Raw genomic sequence first — 18,438 nt, forward strand, 5'->3', positions numbered from 1 at the left:
ATCGGAGCATTGTCGGCTTTTTGTTGGAGGTGGTATCAGGCTTAATTGCTTATACGTTCCAACCGAAAAAGCCGAGCTTAGGTTTACGTGCTCAGGAAATCGCAATGCTTAAGCAGAGTTGAGGTTAAGACTAGGTTTTTTCAGCTTTATTTTGTCCAGAATCTGGACTGGGTTTAATGACAACAAATGGGCTATGTGCACAAATTCCACGACATCTATACCCGTTATCTTTCAAGTTGCCTCTTTGTTGGCTGCACTCGCTCACCTCAGTCACATAGTTAGCTATGCTCCCGAGGATTCGCTCCCTTGCCGTCGCGATGTATCTTGAAATCCATAGGGTATATATCAGCATTGTTTTTTTAGTTGCTCATTCTAACCCTAAGCAAAGGAGGGTAAAAAACACCTACTATTAAAGCAGTTTATATCAATAGACATTTATGCGTCATTGACTTACTGTGTGATGGGGCATATGATGATTTCACATACACTTATGACGTACTTAAATATGATATTCATTGAAACTGATATTTTTACTGAGGACTGTAAAGAGTTATTAAGTGGCGATGAATATCGTGAGTTTCAGCAATATCTTGCAGATAATCCCACGGCTGGAGATGTTATCCAGCGTACTGGCGGGTTGCGTAAAGTCAGGTGGGTCTCTCGTGGTAAGGGAAAGCGTGGTGGTGTACGTATTATTTATTACGACAAAGTGGATGTTTCACATATCCGATTGTTGTTGATTTATAAAAAAGGCGCAAAAGACGATCTGAGTGAATCAGAGAAGAATATCCTGAGAGACTTAAATGAGAGGTGGTAAAGATGGATAGTAAATTATTTGCCAGGCTGACTGAAAGTATGACACAGATGAATGAGATTATTAATGGTGAACGTGTGCCCTCTCGTGAAATTAATGTTGAGGCGATAAAAGTAAAGAATATTCGCCAAGCGACAGGCTTAAGTCAAACTGGTTTTGCTAAGTTGATTTCCGTTAATGTTGGGACTTTACGCAATTGGGAGCAAGGAAGACGTGAACCAACCGGGCCAGCAAAAGCATTGCTGAAAGCAATAGAAAAAGATCCTATTCATGTTTTAAAAGCGTTGTCTATGTAAATTAATTATTCGTAAGGTATCAAACCTCGTCTCAAGCGGGGTTTTTTCATATCTAGCCACTTAACTTTGGTTTTTTTATTTTTAACCAATCTGCTCCGACAGGTTTTTTTATAAGTGAAACATGGCAATAAAAGAATTTAAGTGGTGAACTCAGGTACAGAATAGTCCTGCTGGTGAGTTTGTTCACAATGTAAGAAAAGTGCAATTTGGTGACGGATATTCCCAAGTTGCCGTGAATGGTATTAATCCTGTGTCTCAGAAATGGCCTTTCACTTATGCAGGGCATAAAAATAAAGTAATTTCTAGTGTTTTTTAACAGGCATTATTGTTGTTCAAAATAGCCTGATGGGATAGCTATTAATTCGGTTGGCAAGACCATTGCATATAATACCGTTACCGGTGACTCTTTGGCCCATATATCGTCTCTTTCCCTATAGATATACCCGTCATCTTTCAAGTTGCCTCTTTGTTGGCTGCGCTCGCTCACCCCGGTCACATAGTTTGCTATGCTCCCGGGGATTCACTCCCTTGCCGTCGCGATGCATCTTGAAATCAATAGGGTATCCTTGATTAGATTGCTTAGCTATTTTGGGATGTTTTCCGGTGACTCTTTGGCTCATATATCGTCTCTTTCCCTGTAGATAATATAATTTCATCATTGAATTGCTTTAATACGGCAGCAAAGTCCGCACGAACCTTATCCAGATCATCTGCTAAAGCGTCAGCGTCACTTTTCTGTGGGATGAAATAAAAATAGTTTGTATTGGGCATAATATCGAATTTCGGGGAAATTGATCTTAATTTATTAAAATATTGTATGAAAATGTTCATTATATTACCTGCGTTATTAGTTGTTTTTATTAGTTAAATGATTCATTAGCAATAATATTTTATTGGCTTTTGATTGAAGAATCATACCTGATAAATAGATTTATTCCATAGAAATATTGCGAGACGCTTCAAAGAAAGGACTGAAAATAATAGAATACAATTTCATTCAAGATAATGATTAATTGTTCATATAAAATGATTAATTAGCATGATTTACGACGAAAAGTATCAGAATATGCTATAGTGCTGGCTGGTTTTTGCTTATATTTTTGGAATCTTATGTCTTATCAATGCCCCTTATGTCATCAATCTTTATTGCTCACTCGACAACAATGGCGCTGTGAGAATAATCATCAGTTTGATTGTGCTAAAGAAGGGTATGTTAATTTGATGCCCGTTCAGCATAAAAAATCCAAGGAACCGGGGGATAGCCCAGAGATGATGCAATCAAGAAGAGCATTTTTGGATTCAGGGCATTATCAACCATTACAACAACGGGTTTCGGAATTACTGGAAAAGTATCTGCCAGAAAATGCAGGAAGTTTGCTGGATATAGGATGCGGTGAAGGTTATTACACCGCTGCGGTTGAAGCACAGTTAGGCAAGAGACGTAATCTTAAAATCTATGGGTTAGATGTTGCTAAGATCGCGGTTCGTTATGGCGCTAAGCGCTATCCTGCTGTCAGCTTTTGTGTTGCGTCGAGTCATCGTTTGCCATTTGCCGATAAATCGCTTGCCGGGGTGTTAAGAATTTATGCGCCTTGTAAAGCGGAGGAATTGGCAAGGGTGGTTAAGCCACAGGGAATTGTTTTGACAGTTACTCCCGGTCCTCGCCATCTTTATCAGCTCAAGGAGTTGATTTATCAAAATATTCATCTTCATCCATTGAAGGCAGAACCATTGGAAGGATTTGAATTGATAACCGATGAATCGTTATCTTACCCAATGAAATTAGATGGCGTGCAAGCGTATCATTTATTACAGATGACACCATTTGCCTGGCGAGCAATAGAAGATGTGAAAAAAGAATTGGCAGATAGAGCGCTGTTTGAATGTGAAACTGATTTTATACTGCGGGTCTATCAACGCCTTAATTGATCAAGATTTCAGCCCAAAATATAGTGTTTAACAGATAGATATTTTGGGCTGGTAGAGTTATTTCGCGTACATAAATAATTCGAGATGTTCAAATAAGATATTGAAGCCAATTGCAATCAGAATCAGTCCACCAATAAGCTCAGCGCATTTGCCTAGCAGTGGGCCAATATAACGGCCAATTAATATTCCCAATGTTGCCATAATCATTGTCACCATTCCGATAGCCATCGCAGTGTGTACGATATTGACTTCAAGAAACGCGAGCCCAATACCAATTGCCATTGCATCCAAGCTGGTGGCAATGGCTGTTGTTATCAACACTATTGAGTTATTGCGGCAGGGTGATTCACACTTTTTTTCCTGATTTGCTTTAAAACTCTCTGTTATCATTCTACAACCTAGAACAAATAACAGAGTGAAAGCAATCCAGTGATCCCACTCCATAATATACTGGCTGGCGTAAAGCCCTATCGACCAGCCAATCAATGGGGTACAGGCTTCTACTAAGCCAAATATCAAACCTGTACGGATTGCTTCACGAAAATGTGGTCTATGTAGTGCGGCCCCTTTACAAATTGCAGCAGCAAAGGCATCCATTGAGAGTGCTAAAGCCAGGATAAGGGTTGCGTACATATTCATTAATATAGCCTCGGTTGGGTGTTTCCATATACATATAATCCACCCCCAACCAATGATGGTGTTATATGCAATGGTCTTGCCAACCGAATTAATAGCTATCCCATTAGGCTATTTTTTTGCTATTTTGAGCAACAATAATGCCTGTTAGGATAGCAATAAGGCTACCCGCACCACGTTTATTTTGTAACGAGCGTGTTGATACGGGCTTTTCAGAGAAATTAACTAAATCGTTTCTCTGAAACAGGCTACTCCCCATGACAATTTAAAAGATAGCACAATAATTCAAAAAGGGAAAATAATATTATTTTTAGGGTTAAGGCACGATATTGATAATAATTATCATTATCTGTTTTATAGGGAAAATAAAAGTCAGCGTAAGGCTGACTGTTTATTATTTGCTTTTTTATTTATTATTTTTTCTTATCTATCTGTTTTCGATGAGAAATTTATAAATTCTTTCCAAATCATCAATTTGGCTTACTGATATATATAATTTCTTGTTTTCTAAACCAATAACCAGAATGCCATCTTCAGATAAATTCATAGTTTTTATCCGGTTATAGGAAATAAAGGTATTTACATAGAAGAAACCGTTATTTTTAAAAAATAATTTAGGCGAACGTATATAGGCAATATAAATAGTCATCAAGATAGTAAACAGCAATAAATATGTGGTTAAACGGCTACCATAAGCAGTAATATTATTATAAACAACAATAAGTATCAGGATAATAAAGATGAGTGCATCAATTTTATGTTTTCTTTTTAGCTTTATTTGTAAGTAAGTTTTCCCTTTTAGAAAATTAACCACGAATTCGTCATAAACAGCAAAAGCTAGCATTAGTACGATTAAACCAGCTAATACTATATCATTAAGGCTCATTCCTTATCCTTGCATTGTTATGAAAAAGAAAATATGGGGAGGAGTTCCTCCCCGAATGATATTGTACTAGAGACCAAGGAAACCAAATCTGGCGCCAATAATTCCCAGAATAAAGAAACCAATAATGATCCACAGGGCATTGACTTTATGTCGTAATAACCACATACAAGCAAATGTCAGCAAAAGTGGTACCAAGCCTGGCATCAATTGATCGAGGATATTTTGAACCGTGGTTATTGTCTTTTCACCTGTCTGTTGGTTAGGAATTTCTGATACAACCAGCGGGATATTGACTTTCGTCCATTTATTAACTAATGCCCCCATAACAAATAGACCAAGGATTGACGCTCCTTCCGTCATTTTTTGCAAGAAGCCACCACCCATATCTTGAACGATATTGATCCCTTTCTTATAACCATAAGAGATACCTGAATAGAGAACTAATAGGCGTACTAGATTGAATAAGAAGAAGAACAAGACAGGCCCAAGCCAGCTACCACTCATTGCCAGGCCAGCACCCAAAGCAGCAAATACTGGGCGGACTGTCCCCCAGAAAATAGGGTCACCAACACCGGCCAATGGCCCCATCAGACCGACTTTGATACCGTTAATCGCACCATCATCAATCGTTGCGCCATTAGCACGCTGTTCCTCCATTGCCAGCGTGACACCCAGTACAGGTGCGACGACGTAAGGGTGAGTGTTAAAGAATTCAAGGTGGCGTTTGAGTGCCTGTTTACGCTCATCGGTATTTTCTGGATACAAACGACGAAGAGCTGGCACCATAGAGAAACAGAAACCCAAAGCCTGCATACGTTCAAAGTTCCATGAACCTTGAAATACATTAGAACGGAGAAATACACCACGGATATCACTGGGTGTCAGTTTTTTCTGGTCTGCTGTCTGAGCAGTCGTTTTTGTTGTATCTAACATGTTGCTCATCCTTTTAATCTAATTCGTTATCAAGGTCGTTATTGGTGTGTCCAGAGGTAGCCACTACCTGAGATTTGTTATATTTAGGGCTTAGCTGGATGTACAGCACAGCCATAACAATACCAATAATGCCTAATGCAACCAGGTTAAAATCAGTGAATGCCGCTGTGACGAAACCGAGATAGAAGAAGGGCATTAGGTAACCGGCACGCATCATGTTGATAACCATTGCGTAACCCACAACGACGATCATACCCCCAGCAATGTTCAAGCCATCTGTTACCACTTTTGGAATAGAAGCAAGTAACTGCTGGACTTCGTTGGTACCAACCGATAGTGCAACGATCAGGGCAGGGATGGCGATACGCATAGCCTGGAGCAGTAATGCGGATAGATGGATCAAGCTAATCGCACGCAGGCTGCCACGTTCTGCCGCGTTGTCAGCAGCATGCTGAAAGGCGACTGTGATGGTACGTACAATGATAGTCAGCACTTGCCCTGCTGCTGCCAGTGGAATGGCCAAAGCGATACCTTCACCGATATCACGACCACCCGCGATGACCAGAATCGTTGAGATGATTGATGCTAAGGCCGCATCCGGGGCAATTGCAGCACCGATATTCATCCAGCCAAGAGCGATCATCTCTAGCGTACCACCGATAATGATACCGGTTGTCATGTCACCAAGAATGATCCCGATTAAGGTGCAGGCCACGAGTGGGCGGTGGAATTGAAATTCATCAAGAATGGAATCCATTCCGGCTATACAAGCTACGATGAATATCAATGCAATTTGAACAACGGTAATTTCCATTGTTTGTCTCCTGTAACCAAATTAAATTTGGTGAGAAATTTTTGTCATTGAGTGATTTTTGTCGTTGAGTAATAGTTAAATTGCTCTGTTCTGATTTTCGTTTTTAACCTTCTGGAGTAGATCCATCATTTGTAAGCGGCTGTCACTGGCAACCTTACGGGCTTCAAGTTCAATGCCTCGTTCATTTAGTTTTTGGAAAGCTGCAATATCGGTTTCATCAACGGATATTGCGTTGTTAACTTGCGTTTTTCCCTGACGGAAAGCCATTCCACCAATGTTGACAGAAGTGATATCGACACCATCTTCGATTAAACGCAAAACATCTGTTGGGTTTGTAAACAGCAACATGACACGTTCATTGGCATATTTCGGGTTGTTATAAACGCGAACACATTTTGCAACATCAACAACGTGAGCACTGAGTCCCGGTGGAGCAACTTGTTTTAGCAAGGTGGTACGGACAGTATCAGCAGCAACTTCATCGCTGACGACAATGATCCGTTTGACATTGGTTTCTTTTGTCCAACGTGTAGCAACCTGACCATGAATGAGGCGGTCATCAATTCGAGCCAGTGCAATTTTCATATGACTACCGGTTGATGGTGCAAATGAAGGTGCCGCAACGGATGCCACGGGCTTGGCTGGTTCAGCTTTTTGAGGTTCTTCTGTTTTCAGGGCCCGGATGCCTTCTTTCCCGGTTTCCAGAGCAACAGAAACCAGTTCTGCCAGAGATGGGTCATCATCTCGACACATAAAGGTTTCAACCAGCATTGGAACGTTAACTCCGGTGATGATCTCATAATTCTCTTTATCTACGGCGATACGGCTAGCCGCATTGAATGGACTTCCTCCCCATGTATCGACAAGAAACAGTACACCTTGCGCTGTATTAAGCGTTTCCAGTTTACTGTTGTATTTTTCAAATAAGGTATCGGCATTTTCACCAGGAACGAAGTCAATGTAAGAAACATTTTCTTGCTCTCCAATTAACATCTCTGCGGTATGAAGCAGTTGCTCAGCCGCAGCCCCGTGTGTGCCAATCATAATGGCTATACTCACCTGTTTTCCCCTCTGTTAACAATATAAACGCAGGATTATTACAAAGTTACTGCAATAATTTTGATGAATCATTCCTCCAATAAAAATCTTATTTGTATGAATAGTGACCTTTTATCAATATGATACCTAAATATTTGACTTGATTTAGACTTTATCTCTTATTGACTGAAAAAATCGGCTGTTAGATTAACATTAGAAATACCAGAGGAAAATTGCTGTCAGTCAGAAAAAATGAAATAGATAAAAATGTTAACCACAAAACAATTTAATAAGCTAAAAATCGCAAAATTAATTTATAATTATCTATAATTTGCTTATTGTTAGATATTTATTCTGTTTTCGATAACATCTTATTAGTTTAAAATGGAAAACATATTCATCTTTTTAGATCAAAAGATGATCATTCCACGTTTTGGTCAAAAAATATCCCAACCATAGGGTAGGGATATTTTCATTACAGAAGCATTTACTGATTAAAAAACAAGTTATTTATTTGATTAATCACACTGAACCTTAATTGCTAACCCACCGCGGGATGTTTCACGATATTTAGCGTTCATGTCTTTACCTGTTTCGTACATGGTTTCAATAACTTTATCGAGAGAAACGCGAGGTTCACTGGTACGGCGCAAAGCCATGCGTGCAGCATTGATTGCTTTTACTGACGCAATGGCATTTCGTTCAATACAAGGTACTTGTACCTGGCCTGCTACCGGGTCACAGGTAAGGCCGAGGTTATGTTCCATACCGATTTCAGCCGCAACACAGACCTGTTCAGCGCTGCCACCGAGCAGTTCAGCAAGGCCGGCTGCTGCCATCGAGCAGGCAACGCCTACTTCCCCTTGGCAACCTACTTCAGCTCCAGATATCGATGCATTCATTTTATATAGGATGCCAATAGCGCCAGAAGCCAGGAAATAGCGGATATAGAGCTCTGGTGTTACAGGTTCAATGCAATGGTTGTAATAAGCGAGTACGGCAGGAACAATGCCACAAGCGCCATTGGTTGGTGCGGTAACAACACGCCCACCCGCAGCATTTTCTTCATTGACAGCCAAGGCAAACATATTCACCAAATCCACGACATTCATTGGATCATTAGATAAATTATTTGATGAGGTTAGCATACGATGTAATGCCGCTGCCCGGCGTGGTACACGCAGTGGACCAGGTAAAACCCCTTCGGTGTTCAAACCACGTTCAATACAAGCCTGCATGGTATCCCAGACATCGGCAAAATAGGCATTAATTTCTTCTTTGCTGTGGAGATCCAGTTCGTTTTTCATCATTAAACCGGAAATAGATAACCCGGTTTTATTACAATTCATCAGTAATTCTTTTGCTGAATTGAATGGATATGAAACTGGTTTGGTATCCTGAGAGGGTTTACCAAAGTGTTCTTCATCAACAATAAAACCACCACCAATCGAGTAGTAGGTTTTGCTATAAACTTTTTTGTCCCCCGAGAATGCGTGAATTTGCATGCCGTTTTCATGTAATGACAGATTATCACTTCGGAAAACCATGCCGCTATCACGTGGGAAATCGACTTCATGTAAACCGTTGGCTAGTTTAATACGTTGTGTTTGCTCTACATCACGAATAAAACCGGGGATCGAATCAATATCAACGGTGGCGGGTAAATTACCTGCCAGACCCATGATAATGGCGATATCCGTATGATGACCCTTGCCGGTTAATGAGAGTGAGCCGTAAACATCGACGGCTACACGCGTGATAGAAGGCATTAATCCCTGGTTTACCAGATCGTCGACAAACTGTTTGCCGGCTTTCATCGGGCCAACCGTATGAGAGCTAGATGGGCCAATACCGACCTTAAACATGTCGAAAACGCTAATCACGCCAGACTCCTTAAAAAAGATAGAGATATAGTTATATATATTGAGGTACGCTACTTTACTGTGATTTAGTAGTGTTGATAAGGGAGTTTACAGGTTTTTTTGAATTATGATAGCAACAGCGATAAAGATGAGTAAAAAAAATACAAATTTGTTATCCTTAAATGATTTGGATCAAACCTGAATTTGTTGAGCTAATTGATGAATTATTGTCGCTGTCAATCCCCAAATGAGATGCTGCTGATACCAGTAAAAATAGATACGATGCCGCTGACCACGGCGACTAACGTCAAGATAATGATAACTCGAAAGTGAAAGCGCTTCAGATAGAGGAACTTCGAATATTTTGGCAACTTCCGCCGGGTTGCTGTGGAGGGATAATCCGGGAGGCAATAATCCGACAATAGGCGTCACCAGATAGCCACTGATGCTATTTAAAGGAGCGAGTTGTCCCAGAACCTGAACTTTCTGATGAGGTATGTTAACTTCTTCTTCCGCTTCTCGTAGTGCTGTCGCGATTATTGATTTATCTTTAGGATCAGCAGCCCCCCCTGGAAAGGCGACTTGACCGGCATGTGATCGTAAAGTGGCGGAGCGTCGGGTCAATAATAACGTTGGCTTCGGTTTGCAGATGATTGGTAATAACACCGCAGCATGGCGGTTGTTATCTGAAAGCCGTTTAGGTGGTGGTGGAAGTTGTAACTGAAATCTGTTAACGAAATCAGACAGTGATATCATATTACTTTTATTTTCCCTAGTTGCGGCGAGATACGATTCAACTTATCAAATGTTTCCTGATACTCTTTTTCAGCAATGCTGTCGGCAACGATTCCGCCACCGGCCCAGCAATATATTTTTTCTTTCTCAGTTAAGAGGGTACGAATGTTGATATTGCTGTCCATTGTGCCACAGAAACTAATATAGCCAATTGAACCACAATATCCATGTCGGCGGTGAGGTTCAAGCTCTTCTATTATTTCCATTGCTCTGATTTTAGGCGCTCCGGTAATAGAACCACCGGGAAAGCAGGCACGTAATAAATCCGTAGCATGTTGTTCATTTGGCAGTGTTGCGGTGATTGTGCTAACCAGATGATGAACGGCAGGGAATTGTTCAACTACAAATAATTCAGGAACTTTAACTGACCCCGGTGTGGCTACCCGGTCAATATCATTACGCAATAAATCGACGATCATCAAATTTTCAGCCTGATCTTTTTTCGAGGCTGCCAGTTTTACAGCTTGCAATATGTCCTTTTCTGTATCACTTAAGCGCGGTAATGTTCCCTTAATCGGGCGAGTTTGAATTTGTTTATTTTCCAGGAGTAAAAAACGTTCAGGAGAGACGCTGATAACGCTGTTTTCCGGTAAACGAATAAAGGCGGAAAAAGGTGCGCGGTTGTTCTCATTAAGTTTTATGAATGCTTGCCATTCATCTCCTTGGTAATCAGCGCAAAATCGTTGTGCCAGGTTAACTTGATAACAGTCACCACTTAACAGATAGTGATGAATGCAGTTAATTTTCTCATGATATTGTTTGGCACTCATATTTGATTGCCCCTCACTGGTCAACGTAAAAGCCATTTTTGGCGAAACTGGGTGAGAAGTAAGCCAGTTCAGACGCGTGTCAACATCACTGTAGCTGAATAAAATCACCTCTTTTTTGTGATGATCAACAATTAGCGCCCAGTCATAAATACCTATTGCCATATCTGGAAATGACAGCTCATTTTTGGCTTGTGATGGTAACTCTTCAATATAACGCCCAAGATCATATCCCCATAGACCTAGCGTACCGCCCTGAAATGGCAAATCAGGATCAAGCTTTGCTGTAATATTTAATTTCTCTAGTTGTCTTTTTTTAGCAGGTAAAAGGGATCTTCCTCAGTAATATAGCTATTGCCGTCTTCATTTATTTCAGTTGATTTATTATGACTGAGCAGTGTTATCCGTGGTTCTGCAACCAAAATATCGAACCGGTTATGGGGATGGTTGGCAGCACCAGAATGGAGCAGCATCGCCCAAGACTGATTTGAAATCGGCGCGAAATAGTTGATGGCAGCGTCTGGTTGATAGGGTAATTGCCGTTTTTGTAGTGAAATGCTCATTATATACCCGTTATCTTTCAAGTTGCCTCTTTGTTGGCTGCACTCGCTCACCCCGGTCACATAGTTACCTATGCTCCCGGGGATTCACTCCCTTGCCGTCGCGATGCATCTTGAAATCCATTGGGTATAGTGTTGGTTTAGCAATTGTAATGCAAAAGTTAGTCTTGATTTTAATCCTTACAGATTAACATAGAAATCCATTCCTTACTTGAGTTAAAAATCGCTATACTCTTCGGCATAGATCACTTTATAGAGGTTATTATCATGTTTTCAGAGATGCCAACTTTATCCCATGAGGAACAGCAACGAGCGGTAGAAAAAATTCAGCAATTGATGGTTGAAGGAATGAGCAGTGGCGAAGCGATTGCGTTGGTTGCACAAGAACTTCGTGAGCGGCATCGAGGAAAAGAGCAGGTTAATGTGGTGTTTGATGATGAAAAATCAACATAATTAAATTATTTATTTAACAATAATCACACATTTATTTTACCTGACATGTTAGGTTAGCTCCATATTTAATCTCTTACTTTGAGATATTAACGGGAGGTAGTATGAAAGCATGTCATATCATTAACAGAGTTGGCCTATCAGGTGCTGCACTTTTGCTCACGGTTTCATTCACAGTATCTGCTGTGTCGGAGAACAAACGTGTTGATAAATTTATTTCTTGTGACAATTTAACTAAATCGCAAATTGCCGCTCAAGTAAAGCGTGATTTTCTGCAAAACCGCATTAACCATTGGTCAGAAGATAGAAAGCAATTGGGAACGTCTAAACCAGTGGTATGGGTAAAAGCGGAAAATATCACTGGCGATAAAGATGTATTAAAAATTCCGCTGACTGTTCGTGGTTCTAAGCGTGACAAAGATTACCGAGTTGTCGTTGATTGTCAGCAAAATACGATTAGCTATAGCGAATTGAAATGACATTTTCTGATAGTTATCTCTACCCGTCATTAGACGGATACTAGATTTGGTGTTAGCCAGTAAAGGAAATGTTATGTCAGAATTGAGAAAATTATATCCGGCTTGTGAAGCTTATCGTTCGGGGTATTTGGATACAGGCGACGGTCATCAAATTTATTGGGAATTGTGTGGTAATCCTGTAGGTAAGCCAGCTGTATTTATTCATGGTGGGCCGGGGGGTGGTATTGCCTCTTATCATCGTCGGTTATTCGACCCGAAGAAATATCATGTCATGTTATTTGATCAGCGTGGTTGTGGGCGTTCAAGACCTCATGCCAGTTTGGAAAATAATACCACTTGGCATTTAGTTGAAGATATTGAGCGCTTACGTCAATTGATGGGAGTAGAAAAATGGCTGGTATTTGGTGGTTCGTGGGGTTCAACTTTATCTTTAGTTTACGCCCAGACTCATCCCCAACACGTTTCTGAATTAATTCTTCGGGGAATTTTCTTGCTGAGACCACAAGAGTTGCACTGGTATTATCAGGATGGTGCTTCTAATTTCTTCCCTGACAAATGGCAACGAACGGTATCTATTTTATCGGAAAGGGAACGAAAGGATGTGATCAGAGCATATAATAAGCGGCTGACTAGTAATGATCTTCGGGTGCAATTAGAAGCCGCGCGTCTCTGGAGTTTATGGGAAGGAGAGACGGTAACATTGCTTCCTTCAAATAATGTAGAGTGTTTTACGGAAGATGAGTTTGCTTTGGCATTTGCTCGGATTGAGAACCACTATTTTATCAATGAGGGTTTTATGAATGAGGAGCAGCAACTGTTGAATAATATTGACGTTATACGGGATATTCCGGCAGTTATCATTCATGGCCGATATGATATGGCTTGCCGGGTGCAAAATGCTTGGGATCTGGCGCAGGCATGGCCGGAAGCGGAATTACATATCATTGAAGGAGCAGGGCATTCATTTGATGAGCCGGGTATTTTACATCAGCTTATTAGTGCAACAGATAGGTTTGCAGATCAGTAATTGGATATACCCGTTATCTTTCAAGTTGCCTCTTTGTTGGCTGCACTCACTCACCCCGGTCACATAGTTCTCTATGCTCCCGGGGATTCGTTCCCTTGCCGCCGCGATCCATCTTGAAATCCATAGGGTATATAACCACCGGTTATCCGGTGGTTACCCATTCTTACTGGATGATCAGCGGCCTTTTGGCTCGTAGGGTAAATTGGAAAATTGTTTGGATAATTGGCGATAATGCACTAAACGTTGTTGAAAATATTGCCGCAGATGTTCGGGTTGTTCTTGTTCAACTGTATCAGGAAGTACCGGCATATTGTAACGTTCCTTAAAGGCTACACCAGAAGCTGCCAAATCAACATTCACTTTGTCCATATTCTCTGTAGAAAGTTCGGCCAGATTATGTTTCATCAGTGTCTCTCTCATTCACAAAGTGATAAAACTAATCCAAGCAGGTTTTTCTGGCAAGGGCTGAATTGATTATTTTATAAATATAAATAATATTCATTATCATTAAATATCGAAATTCCTTGATGAAGATTATTTTGTAAATGTGATTCATTTTCATTTAAATATATTAAATGAGATTCATTTTCATTTTTTTATTAAAAAATATATTGATATTTCAATGTGATACTTATTTTTGATTTATTTTTATTATTGGGTTTTATTATTTTAATTTAATTGGCATAATATAGTTCAATTAATAACTGGAGTATCTATTATGTTAAATCAAGAAATGGTTAATAAATTAAATGAGCAGATGAATCTGGAGTTCTATTCTGCGAATTTATATCTGCAAATGAGTGCATGGTGTAGTGAACAAGGGTTACCAGGTGCCGCTGCGTTTTTTAAATCGCACTCTCAGGAAGAGATGCAACATATGCATCGCTTGTTTGAGTATCTGAGTGATACAGGCGCAATGCCACGTTTGGGGCAAATTGATGCACCTTCGGCCGATTATGAATCTATATCTCATGTACTCAATAGAACTTATGAACACGAGAAATTTATTACTGCCGAAATTAATAAACTGGCTCATTTGGCGATAACCGCGCAGGATTATTCTACTTTTAACTTTCTGCAATGGTATGTAGCAGAACAGCATGAAGAAGAGAAATTGTTTAAATCTATCCTTGATAAACTGGATATGGTTGGTGAGGATGGTAAAGCACTTTTCTTATTAGATAAGGATCTGAAAGGTCTGGCTGCTGCAAATCCTGTCTAATGAAATGGAATTAATTAGCCGCAGTAGTCGCAATAACTTTAGGTATTTAAAGTCAATACTGCAGTTTTCCTTTATTTTTGCGCGATAGTTCACAAGACGAAATTCTTATTGTAAGTTATCGCAGATAAAATAACTCTTTTGATATAAAATGATGACAATTTATATCCTATGGATTTCAAGATGCATCGCGACGGCAAGGGAGCGAATCCCCGGGAGCATAGGTAACTATGTGACCGGGGTGAGTGAGTGTAGCCAACAAAGAGGCAACTTGAAAGATGACGGGTATATAGAGATTCATTTGAAAATTAAGAGGTTATTGATGACCATTAGCACAATCCGCTCTTTTGGCCGAAAATTATCTGCTTTAATTGTCCTTTTTGTTGCCATATCTTGCCAGCAAGCTTTGGCTCATGCGCATTTAACAGAACAAATTCCGGCAGAAGATACTACAGTAGAAAATACACCGCAGGTGATCACGCTAAGCTTTTCTGAAGGTATTGAGCTGAGTTTTAGTAAAATAAAAGTGATTGGCCCGGAAAATAAACCCATTAAAACGGGAAAATTGAAGCTTGATCCGGTAACTAATACGAAACTTATTCTTCCTATCGAAGATAAACTGACGACAGGGAGATATGATGTTAACTGGAGCGTGGTCTCTGTTGATGGGCATAAGACTAAAGGTGTCTATAGCTTTACAGTGAAATAATTATGTCTCTAGCGACGCTGTATATTCTTTGTCGCTTCACTCATTTCGTGGCAGTTATGTTAGTGTTTGGTTTTAGCATATTTACTGCCATATTGGTTCCTGAGCGTTTATCTGTTCTGATTGATGTGCGCCTTCGTGTAGGGGTAATTATCAGTACAGTTGTGACATTAGTAACAACAATGGGATGGTTGGCAATTCAATCGGGAATAATGGGTGATGGTTGGCAGGATATTTGTAATCTAGAAATCTGGTTGGCAGTATTGGAAACAACTTTTGGTAAAGTTTGGCAATGGCAAATACTGGTTTCAATAGTTGCTACAGGGTTTTTGTTTATCAGTAAACAAAAAGCCAGAAATATTTTGATGTTAATCAGTTCTGCTGTTTTACTCTCCTGCCATGCCTTTATAGGCCATTCGGTAATGCATGATGGGATAACAGGTGTTTTTTCTCAGATTAATCAGGTAATTCACTTAGTGAGTGTTGGATACTGGTTTGGTGGATTATGGCCGTTTTTGTTATGTTTGCAATTTTTACGGATACAAAATGAATTGGCTATAGGGTTGGATAAACAGATTATGATCTCTATGATGCGTTTTTCCACATATGGTCACGTTGCTGTAACCCTAATTATCATTACTGGTATTATAAGCGGCTTAATTTTGCTACCGAACTGGCCGAAATATAGCGGTAGTGAATATCAATCCATGCTATGGCTGAAGATAGCATTGGTGGTGGGTATGGTGATGCTTGCATTAATTAACCGCTATATCTTGGTTCCTAAACTGAAGCAGCCTGGCCGCTATCAATTGTTAATTATCAATAGTTGGGTTGAAATTATTCTTGGAGCATTAGTTCTATTATGTGTTGCTGTTTTTGCTACTTATCAACCGATTTGATTTTCTTAATTAATTATCTGTCTCAATAGGTGCTGTTGGTATATACCCGTTATCTTTCAAATTGCCTCTTTGTTGGCTGCACTCACTCACCCCGGTCACATAGTTATCTATGCTCCCGGGGATTCGCTCCCTTGCCGTCGCAATGCATCTTGAAATCCATAGGGTATAGTCTATTCTTGACACTAAAATATAGTGAATATGGAAAAAACGGGAGTGTATAGATAGTGTGTGAAAAGATCCATTTCGCTCGCTTTTATATCTACATTGGTAACTATTATGAAACGTTTACTTTTATTATTTTCCTTGTTTTGTCTCTCTTTTCAAAATGTTGCTGCACCGATTGAAACGGTGAGTAAGCTACAATTTGGTGATAAATGGGCATTTACACGGGAAGAGGTGATGTTGGATTGCCGAGCAAATAAGGCTCTGTTTGTGATTAATCCAAGTACGTTAGTGCAATACCCATTGAATGATATAGCCACGGATATGATGAAGGTGGGGAAAGTGAATGCTAAGTCTTTGGATATTATTCTATTGGATGATAGCAAAAATCCGACTCAAAAAATGAGTATAGAGCCATTCCAACAAGCAGCTTTAGCATTGTGCGATAAAAGATAATGTCATTGAGTAAGCGATAGCGTCTATTTTGGCTTAATGGAAGATGTTGTTTTTGATTATTTATTATCCAAAAAGTTGGTAAAATGCAAGTATGTCAGCTACTCTTTAAATTGTAAGTTGTTTTTCGTCTCAATGACACTTTTAGCGCACGGCTCTTAAGAGCCATTTTCCCTAGGCCGAGTAGAGGAGTCAACTCGGCCTCTTTTTGTCACAATTTTTGTGGACATCAGACCACCCTCATAACCCATGCATGTTTTTGTCTATCATAATGCTTTCGGTAGAGAAGAATGTGTTTATCGTTTAGTAAGGCGGGAATACTGGTATGTTCATCCCATCCATCCAACTGCATACAAAGTTCGTGGTCGGAATTACAAGGAATACTAATGGTGATATCGTCCTCTTGGGAAGGTGAAGAGAGAATAGCATCATCAATTTCGTAGCTGGAAATTCTTAATTTTGTCTGGTTCATGATCGCTCCTTAACTTTTAGATAACAGGTAAGACCAGTAGGGCCATCATTGAGAATAGATCAAATAGCTGAGATTTCCAGTAATAATATTTTCTGTGCTGGATAATCGGTAGATGATATTGCTGTTATAATGATCTGTTCTAAAACTTACTCTTGTCATATTGCTTTTTTTATCTCTGTTATTCTTTGACCTTTTATACATTCAGTAGGAAATATTTATTTGGTGTGGTAATAAGGACTCAAAGTGTTGGTGATGGTGTGGTAAATGCAATAATTCTATGGATAACTTGTTTGAATGTTTGGTTTTTTTACTACACCACTAGTCAATTCTCAAATGAAAGGGGCTAATGAGCGATACTGTTATCAGATAATTGATCTTTATAATTGTGTAAAAACTCAATTTGATTTTATTGTATGAGGGCATAGAGGCACTAACAGTGAATCATATTCATACTGGTTGTACCTCTGATAATGTTTTGGTGAAGTAGTGTGATATCTCACTAGCCTTTGCAAGTATTCAATAAATATAATTAAAGAATATCTTATTAAAGACAGTAAAAAATTTACGTCAGTGTGACAGACTGTTAACCTTATTGTTATGGGCACTTGATGTTTTTTTGATATAAAAATAGAGATGCGTTTTGTGAATTTCATCGGATAGGTCAATTATGAATAAAAATGAGTTCTATCGGGAGCTTACGGGAGACCTAAAAGCTCTGTTGTCTGGTGAGTATGACTTAATAGCGACGCTGGCTAATACCAGTGCATTGTTGTATGAACGTTTGCATGACGTTAACTGGGTTGGCTTTTACCTGATTGATGGTAATACGTTGGTGTTAGGGCCATTTCAGGGAAAAGTTGCTTGTGTCAGAATACCTGTTGGCAAGGGGGTATGCGGAACGGCTGTATTGAAAAAGCGTATCCAGCGTGTTGATGATGTTCATGCGTTCCCTGGTCATATCGCCTGTGATGTTGCTAGTAACGCTGAAATTGTGTTGCCGTTGATCGTAAGCGATAGAATTATTGGTGTATTGGATATTGATAGTACGGTCTTTAATAGGTTCGACGAGAAAGACGAATTTGGCTTACAAGCCCTTATTGATGGGCTTTGTGCTCATTTAGAACAGTGCGTTGTGCCGAAATATGTTGAATTGAATGTAACTTAACATATGGATAACGTGGCATTTATCAGCAACGCTATTATAATGACGCCAGTTCATGCCTATGCTGGTTGGCAAAACC

At 39.7% G+C, this 18,438-nt stretch carries 22 protein-coding genes and 3 pseudogenes; 13 read left to right on the forward strand and 12 right to left on the reverse strand.

From position 1 onward, the window contains the following. The 4 genes and pseudogenes from AACQ83_RS24485 to AACQ83_RS00015 all read left to right on the forward strand — a co-directional run. Positions 1-122 (forward strand): annotated as a pseudogene (locus AACQ83_RS24485) (IS982 family transposase); the annotation flags it as partial. A 383-nt stretch (positions 123-505) separates the two neighbouring features. Further along, positions 506-817, forward strand: a complete 312-nt coding sequence (locus AACQ83_RS00005; protein WP_112875898.1) for a type II toxin-antitoxin system RelE/ParE family toxin — start codon at positions 506-508, stop codon at positions 815-817. 2 nt (positions 818-819) lie between these two features. Further along, the gene (locus AACQ83_RS00010) at positions 820-1,110 is read left to right on the forward strand and encodes a helix-turn-helix domain-containing protein (RefSeq protein WP_112875692.1); all 291 of its coding nucleotides are present in this window, start codon (positions 820-822) and stop codon (positions 1,108-1,110) included. A gap of 166 nt (positions 1,111-1,276) precedes the next feature. Then, positions 1,277-1,426, forward strand: a pseudogene (locus tag AACQ83_RS00015) (phage tail protein); the annotation flags it as partial. Between the two features lie 6 nt (positions 1,427-1,432). Here AACQ83_RS00015 and AACQ83_RS00020 read toward each other — a convergent pair. Then, positions 1,433-1,597 carry a hypothetical protein gene (locus tag AACQ83_RS00020; protein ID WP_158537742.1) on the reverse strand — a complete coding sequence of 55 codons (165 nt, stop codon included), beginning with the start codon at positions 1,595-1,597 and terminating at the stop codon, positions 1,433-1,435. A gap of 92 nt (positions 1,598-1,689) precedes the next feature. Continuing rightward, positions 1,690-1,941: a hypothetical protein gene (locus tag AACQ83_RS00025; RefSeq protein WP_240000658.1), complete on the reverse strand. Its 252-nt coding sequence runs from the start codon at positions 1,939-1,941 to the stop codon at positions 1,690-1,692. Positions 1,942-2,220: 279 nt separating this feature from the next. On the opposite strand from AACQ83_RS00025, the gene rlmA reads away from it, so the two are divergent. Continuing rightward, a complete protein-coding gene (rlmA, locus tag AACQ83_RS00030) occupies positions 2,221-3,039 on the forward strand; it encodes a 23S rRNA (guanine(745)-N(1))-methyltransferase (protein ID WP_112875693.1) in 819 nt (272 codons plus the stop codon). A gap of 57 nt (positions 3,040-3,096) precedes the next feature. On the opposite strand, the gene mntP is transcribed toward rlmA, so the two are convergent. The 8 genes and pseudogenes from mntP to pabB form a co-directional block, all read right to left on the reverse strand. After that, positions 3,097-3,678 (reverse strand): manganese efflux pump MntP, encoded by a 582-nt coding sequence (gene mntP / locus AACQ83_RS00035; RefSeq protein WP_146747879.1) that lies wholly within the window; start codon positions 3,676-3,678, stop codon positions 3,097-3,099. A gap of 424 nt (positions 3,679-4,102) precedes the next feature. Further along, positions 4,103-4,561 carry a DUF986 family protein gene (locus AACQ83_RS00040; RefSeq protein WP_112875695.1) on the reverse strand — a complete coding sequence of 153 codons (459 nt, stop codon included), beginning with the start codon at positions 4,559-4,561 and terminating at the stop codon, positions 4,103-4,105. A 66-nt stretch (positions 4,562-4,627) separates the two neighbouring features. Next, positions 4,628-5,494 carry a PTS mannose transporter subunit IID gene (locus AACQ83_RS00045; RefSeq protein WP_192880952.1) on the reverse strand — a complete coding sequence of 289 codons (867 nt, stop codon included), beginning with the start codon at positions 5,492-5,494 and terminating at the stop codon, positions 4,628-4,630. 13 nt (positions 5,495-5,507) lie between these two features. Further along, positions 5,508-6,308 (reverse strand): PTS mannose/fructose/sorbose transporter subunit IIC, encoded by an 801-nt coding sequence (locus AACQ83_RS00050; RefSeq protein ID WP_112875697.1) that lies wholly within the window; start codon positions 6,306-6,308, stop codon positions 5,508-5,510. Positions 6,309-6,383: 75 nt separating this feature from the next. Then, a complete protein-coding gene (gene manX, locus AACQ83_RS00055) occupies positions 6,384-7,367 on the reverse strand; it encodes a PTS mannose transporter subunit IIAB (RefSeq protein WP_112875698.1) in 984 nt (327 codons plus the stop codon). A gap of 497 nt (positions 7,368-7,864) precedes the next feature. After that, complete coding sequence (locus tag AACQ83_RS00060; RefSeq protein WP_112875699.1) at positions 7,865-9,229, reverse strand: L-serine ammonia-lyase; 1,365 nt, start codon at positions 9,227-9,229, stop codon at positions 7,865-7,867. 171 nt (positions 9,230-9,400) lie between these two features. Next, positions 9,401-9,964 (reverse strand): CoA pyrophosphatase, encoded by a 564-nt coding sequence (locus AACQ83_RS00065; protein WP_112875700.1) that lies wholly within the window; start codon positions 9,962-9,964, stop codon positions 9,401-9,403. Then, positions 9,961-11,333: pseudogene (pabB, locus tag AACQ83_RS00070) on the reverse strand (aminodeoxychorismate synthase component 1). Before pabB ends, AACQ83_RS00065 begins: the two are co-directional and overlap by 4 nt. 264 nt (positions 11,334-11,597) lie before the next feature. On the opposite strand from pabB, the gene AACQ83_RS00075 reads away from it, so the two are divergent. The 3 genes from AACQ83_RS00075 to pip all read left to right on the forward strand — a co-directional run bounded on the left by AACQ83_RS00075 (position 11,598) and on the right by pip (position 13,286). Next, entirely contained in the window at positions 11,598-11,783 is a 186-nt protein-coding gene (locus tag AACQ83_RS00075) for a YoaH family protein (protein WP_112875701.1), read from the forward strand. 101 nt (positions 11,784-11,884) lie between these two features. Further along, on the forward strand, positions 11,885-12,259 hold the full coding sequence (gene yebF, locus AACQ83_RS00080) for a protein YebF (protein WP_112875702.1): 375 nt from the start codon (positions 11,885-11,887) through the stop codon (positions 12,257-12,259). A gap of 73 nt (positions 12,260-12,332) precedes the next feature. Next, on the forward strand, positions 12,333-13,286 hold the full coding sequence (gene pip, locus AACQ83_RS00085) for a prolyl aminopeptidase (RefSeq protein ID WP_112875703.1): 954 nt from the start codon (positions 12,333-12,335) through the stop codon (positions 13,284-13,286). Positions 13,287-13,460: 174 nt separating this feature from the next. Here the strand turns inward: pip and AACQ83_RS00090 are convergent, their stop codons facing one another. Further along, complete coding sequence (locus AACQ83_RS00090) at positions 13,461-13,691, reverse strand: DNA polymerase III subunit theta (protein ID WP_112875704.1); 231 nt, start codon at positions 13,689-13,691, stop codon at positions 13,461-13,463. A gap of 313 nt (positions 13,692-14,004) precedes the next feature. On the opposite strand from AACQ83_RS00090, the gene ftnA reads away from it, so the two are divergent. The 4 genes from ftnA (at position 14,005) to AACQ83_RS00110 (ending at position 16,728) form a co-directional block, all read left to right on the forward strand. Then, the gene (ftnA, locus tag AACQ83_RS00095) at positions 14,005-14,508 is read left to right on the forward strand and encodes a non-heme ferritin (RefSeq protein WP_112875705.1); all 504 of its coding nucleotides are present in this window, start codon (positions 14,005-14,007) and stop codon (positions 14,506-14,508) included. A 319-nt stretch (positions 14,509-14,827) separates the two neighbouring features. Further along, the gene (gene yobA, locus AACQ83_RS00100) at positions 14,828-15,214 is read left to right on the forward strand and encodes a CopC domain-containing protein YobA (protein WP_112875706.1); all 387 of its coding nucleotides are present in this window, start codon (positions 14,828-14,830) and stop codon (positions 15,212-15,214) included. Between the two features lie 2 nt (positions 15,215-15,216). Beyond that, the gene (copD, locus tag AACQ83_RS00105; RefSeq protein ID WP_112875707.1) at positions 15,217-16,110 is read left to right on the forward strand and encodes a copper homeostasis membrane protein CopD; all 894 of its coding nucleotides are present in this window, start codon (positions 15,217-15,219) and stop codon (positions 16,108-16,110) included. 276 nt (positions 16,111-16,386) lie between these two features. Next, entirely contained in the window at positions 16,387-16,728 is a 342-nt protein-coding gene (locus AACQ83_RS00110; RefSeq protein WP_112875708.1) for a YebY family protein, read from the forward strand. A gap of 226 nt (positions 16,729-16,954) precedes the next feature. Here AACQ83_RS00110 and AACQ83_RS00115 read toward each other — a convergent pair whose 3' ends face one another. After that, on the reverse strand, positions 16,955-17,197 hold the full coding sequence (locus AACQ83_RS00115; protein WP_112875709.1) for a DUF1480 family protein: 243 nt from the start codon (positions 17,195-17,197) through the stop codon (positions 16,955-16,957). A gap of 667 nt (positions 17,198-17,864) precedes the next feature. Here AACQ83_RS00115 and AACQ83_RS00120 point away from each other — a divergent pair. Then, positions 17,865-18,362, forward strand: coding sequence for a GAF domain-containing protein (locus tag AACQ83_RS00120; RefSeq protein ID WP_112875710.1), 498 nt, complete (start codon positions 17,865-17,867; stop codon positions 18,360-18,362). Positions 18,363-18,438: the final 76 nt, after the last annotated feature.

The organism is Photorhabdus sp. S10-54, assembly GCF_963878145.1.
GTDB classification, from domain to species: Bacteria; Pseudomonadota; Gammaproteobacteria; order Enterobacterales; family Enterobacteriaceae; genus Photorhabdus; species Photorhabdus kayaii.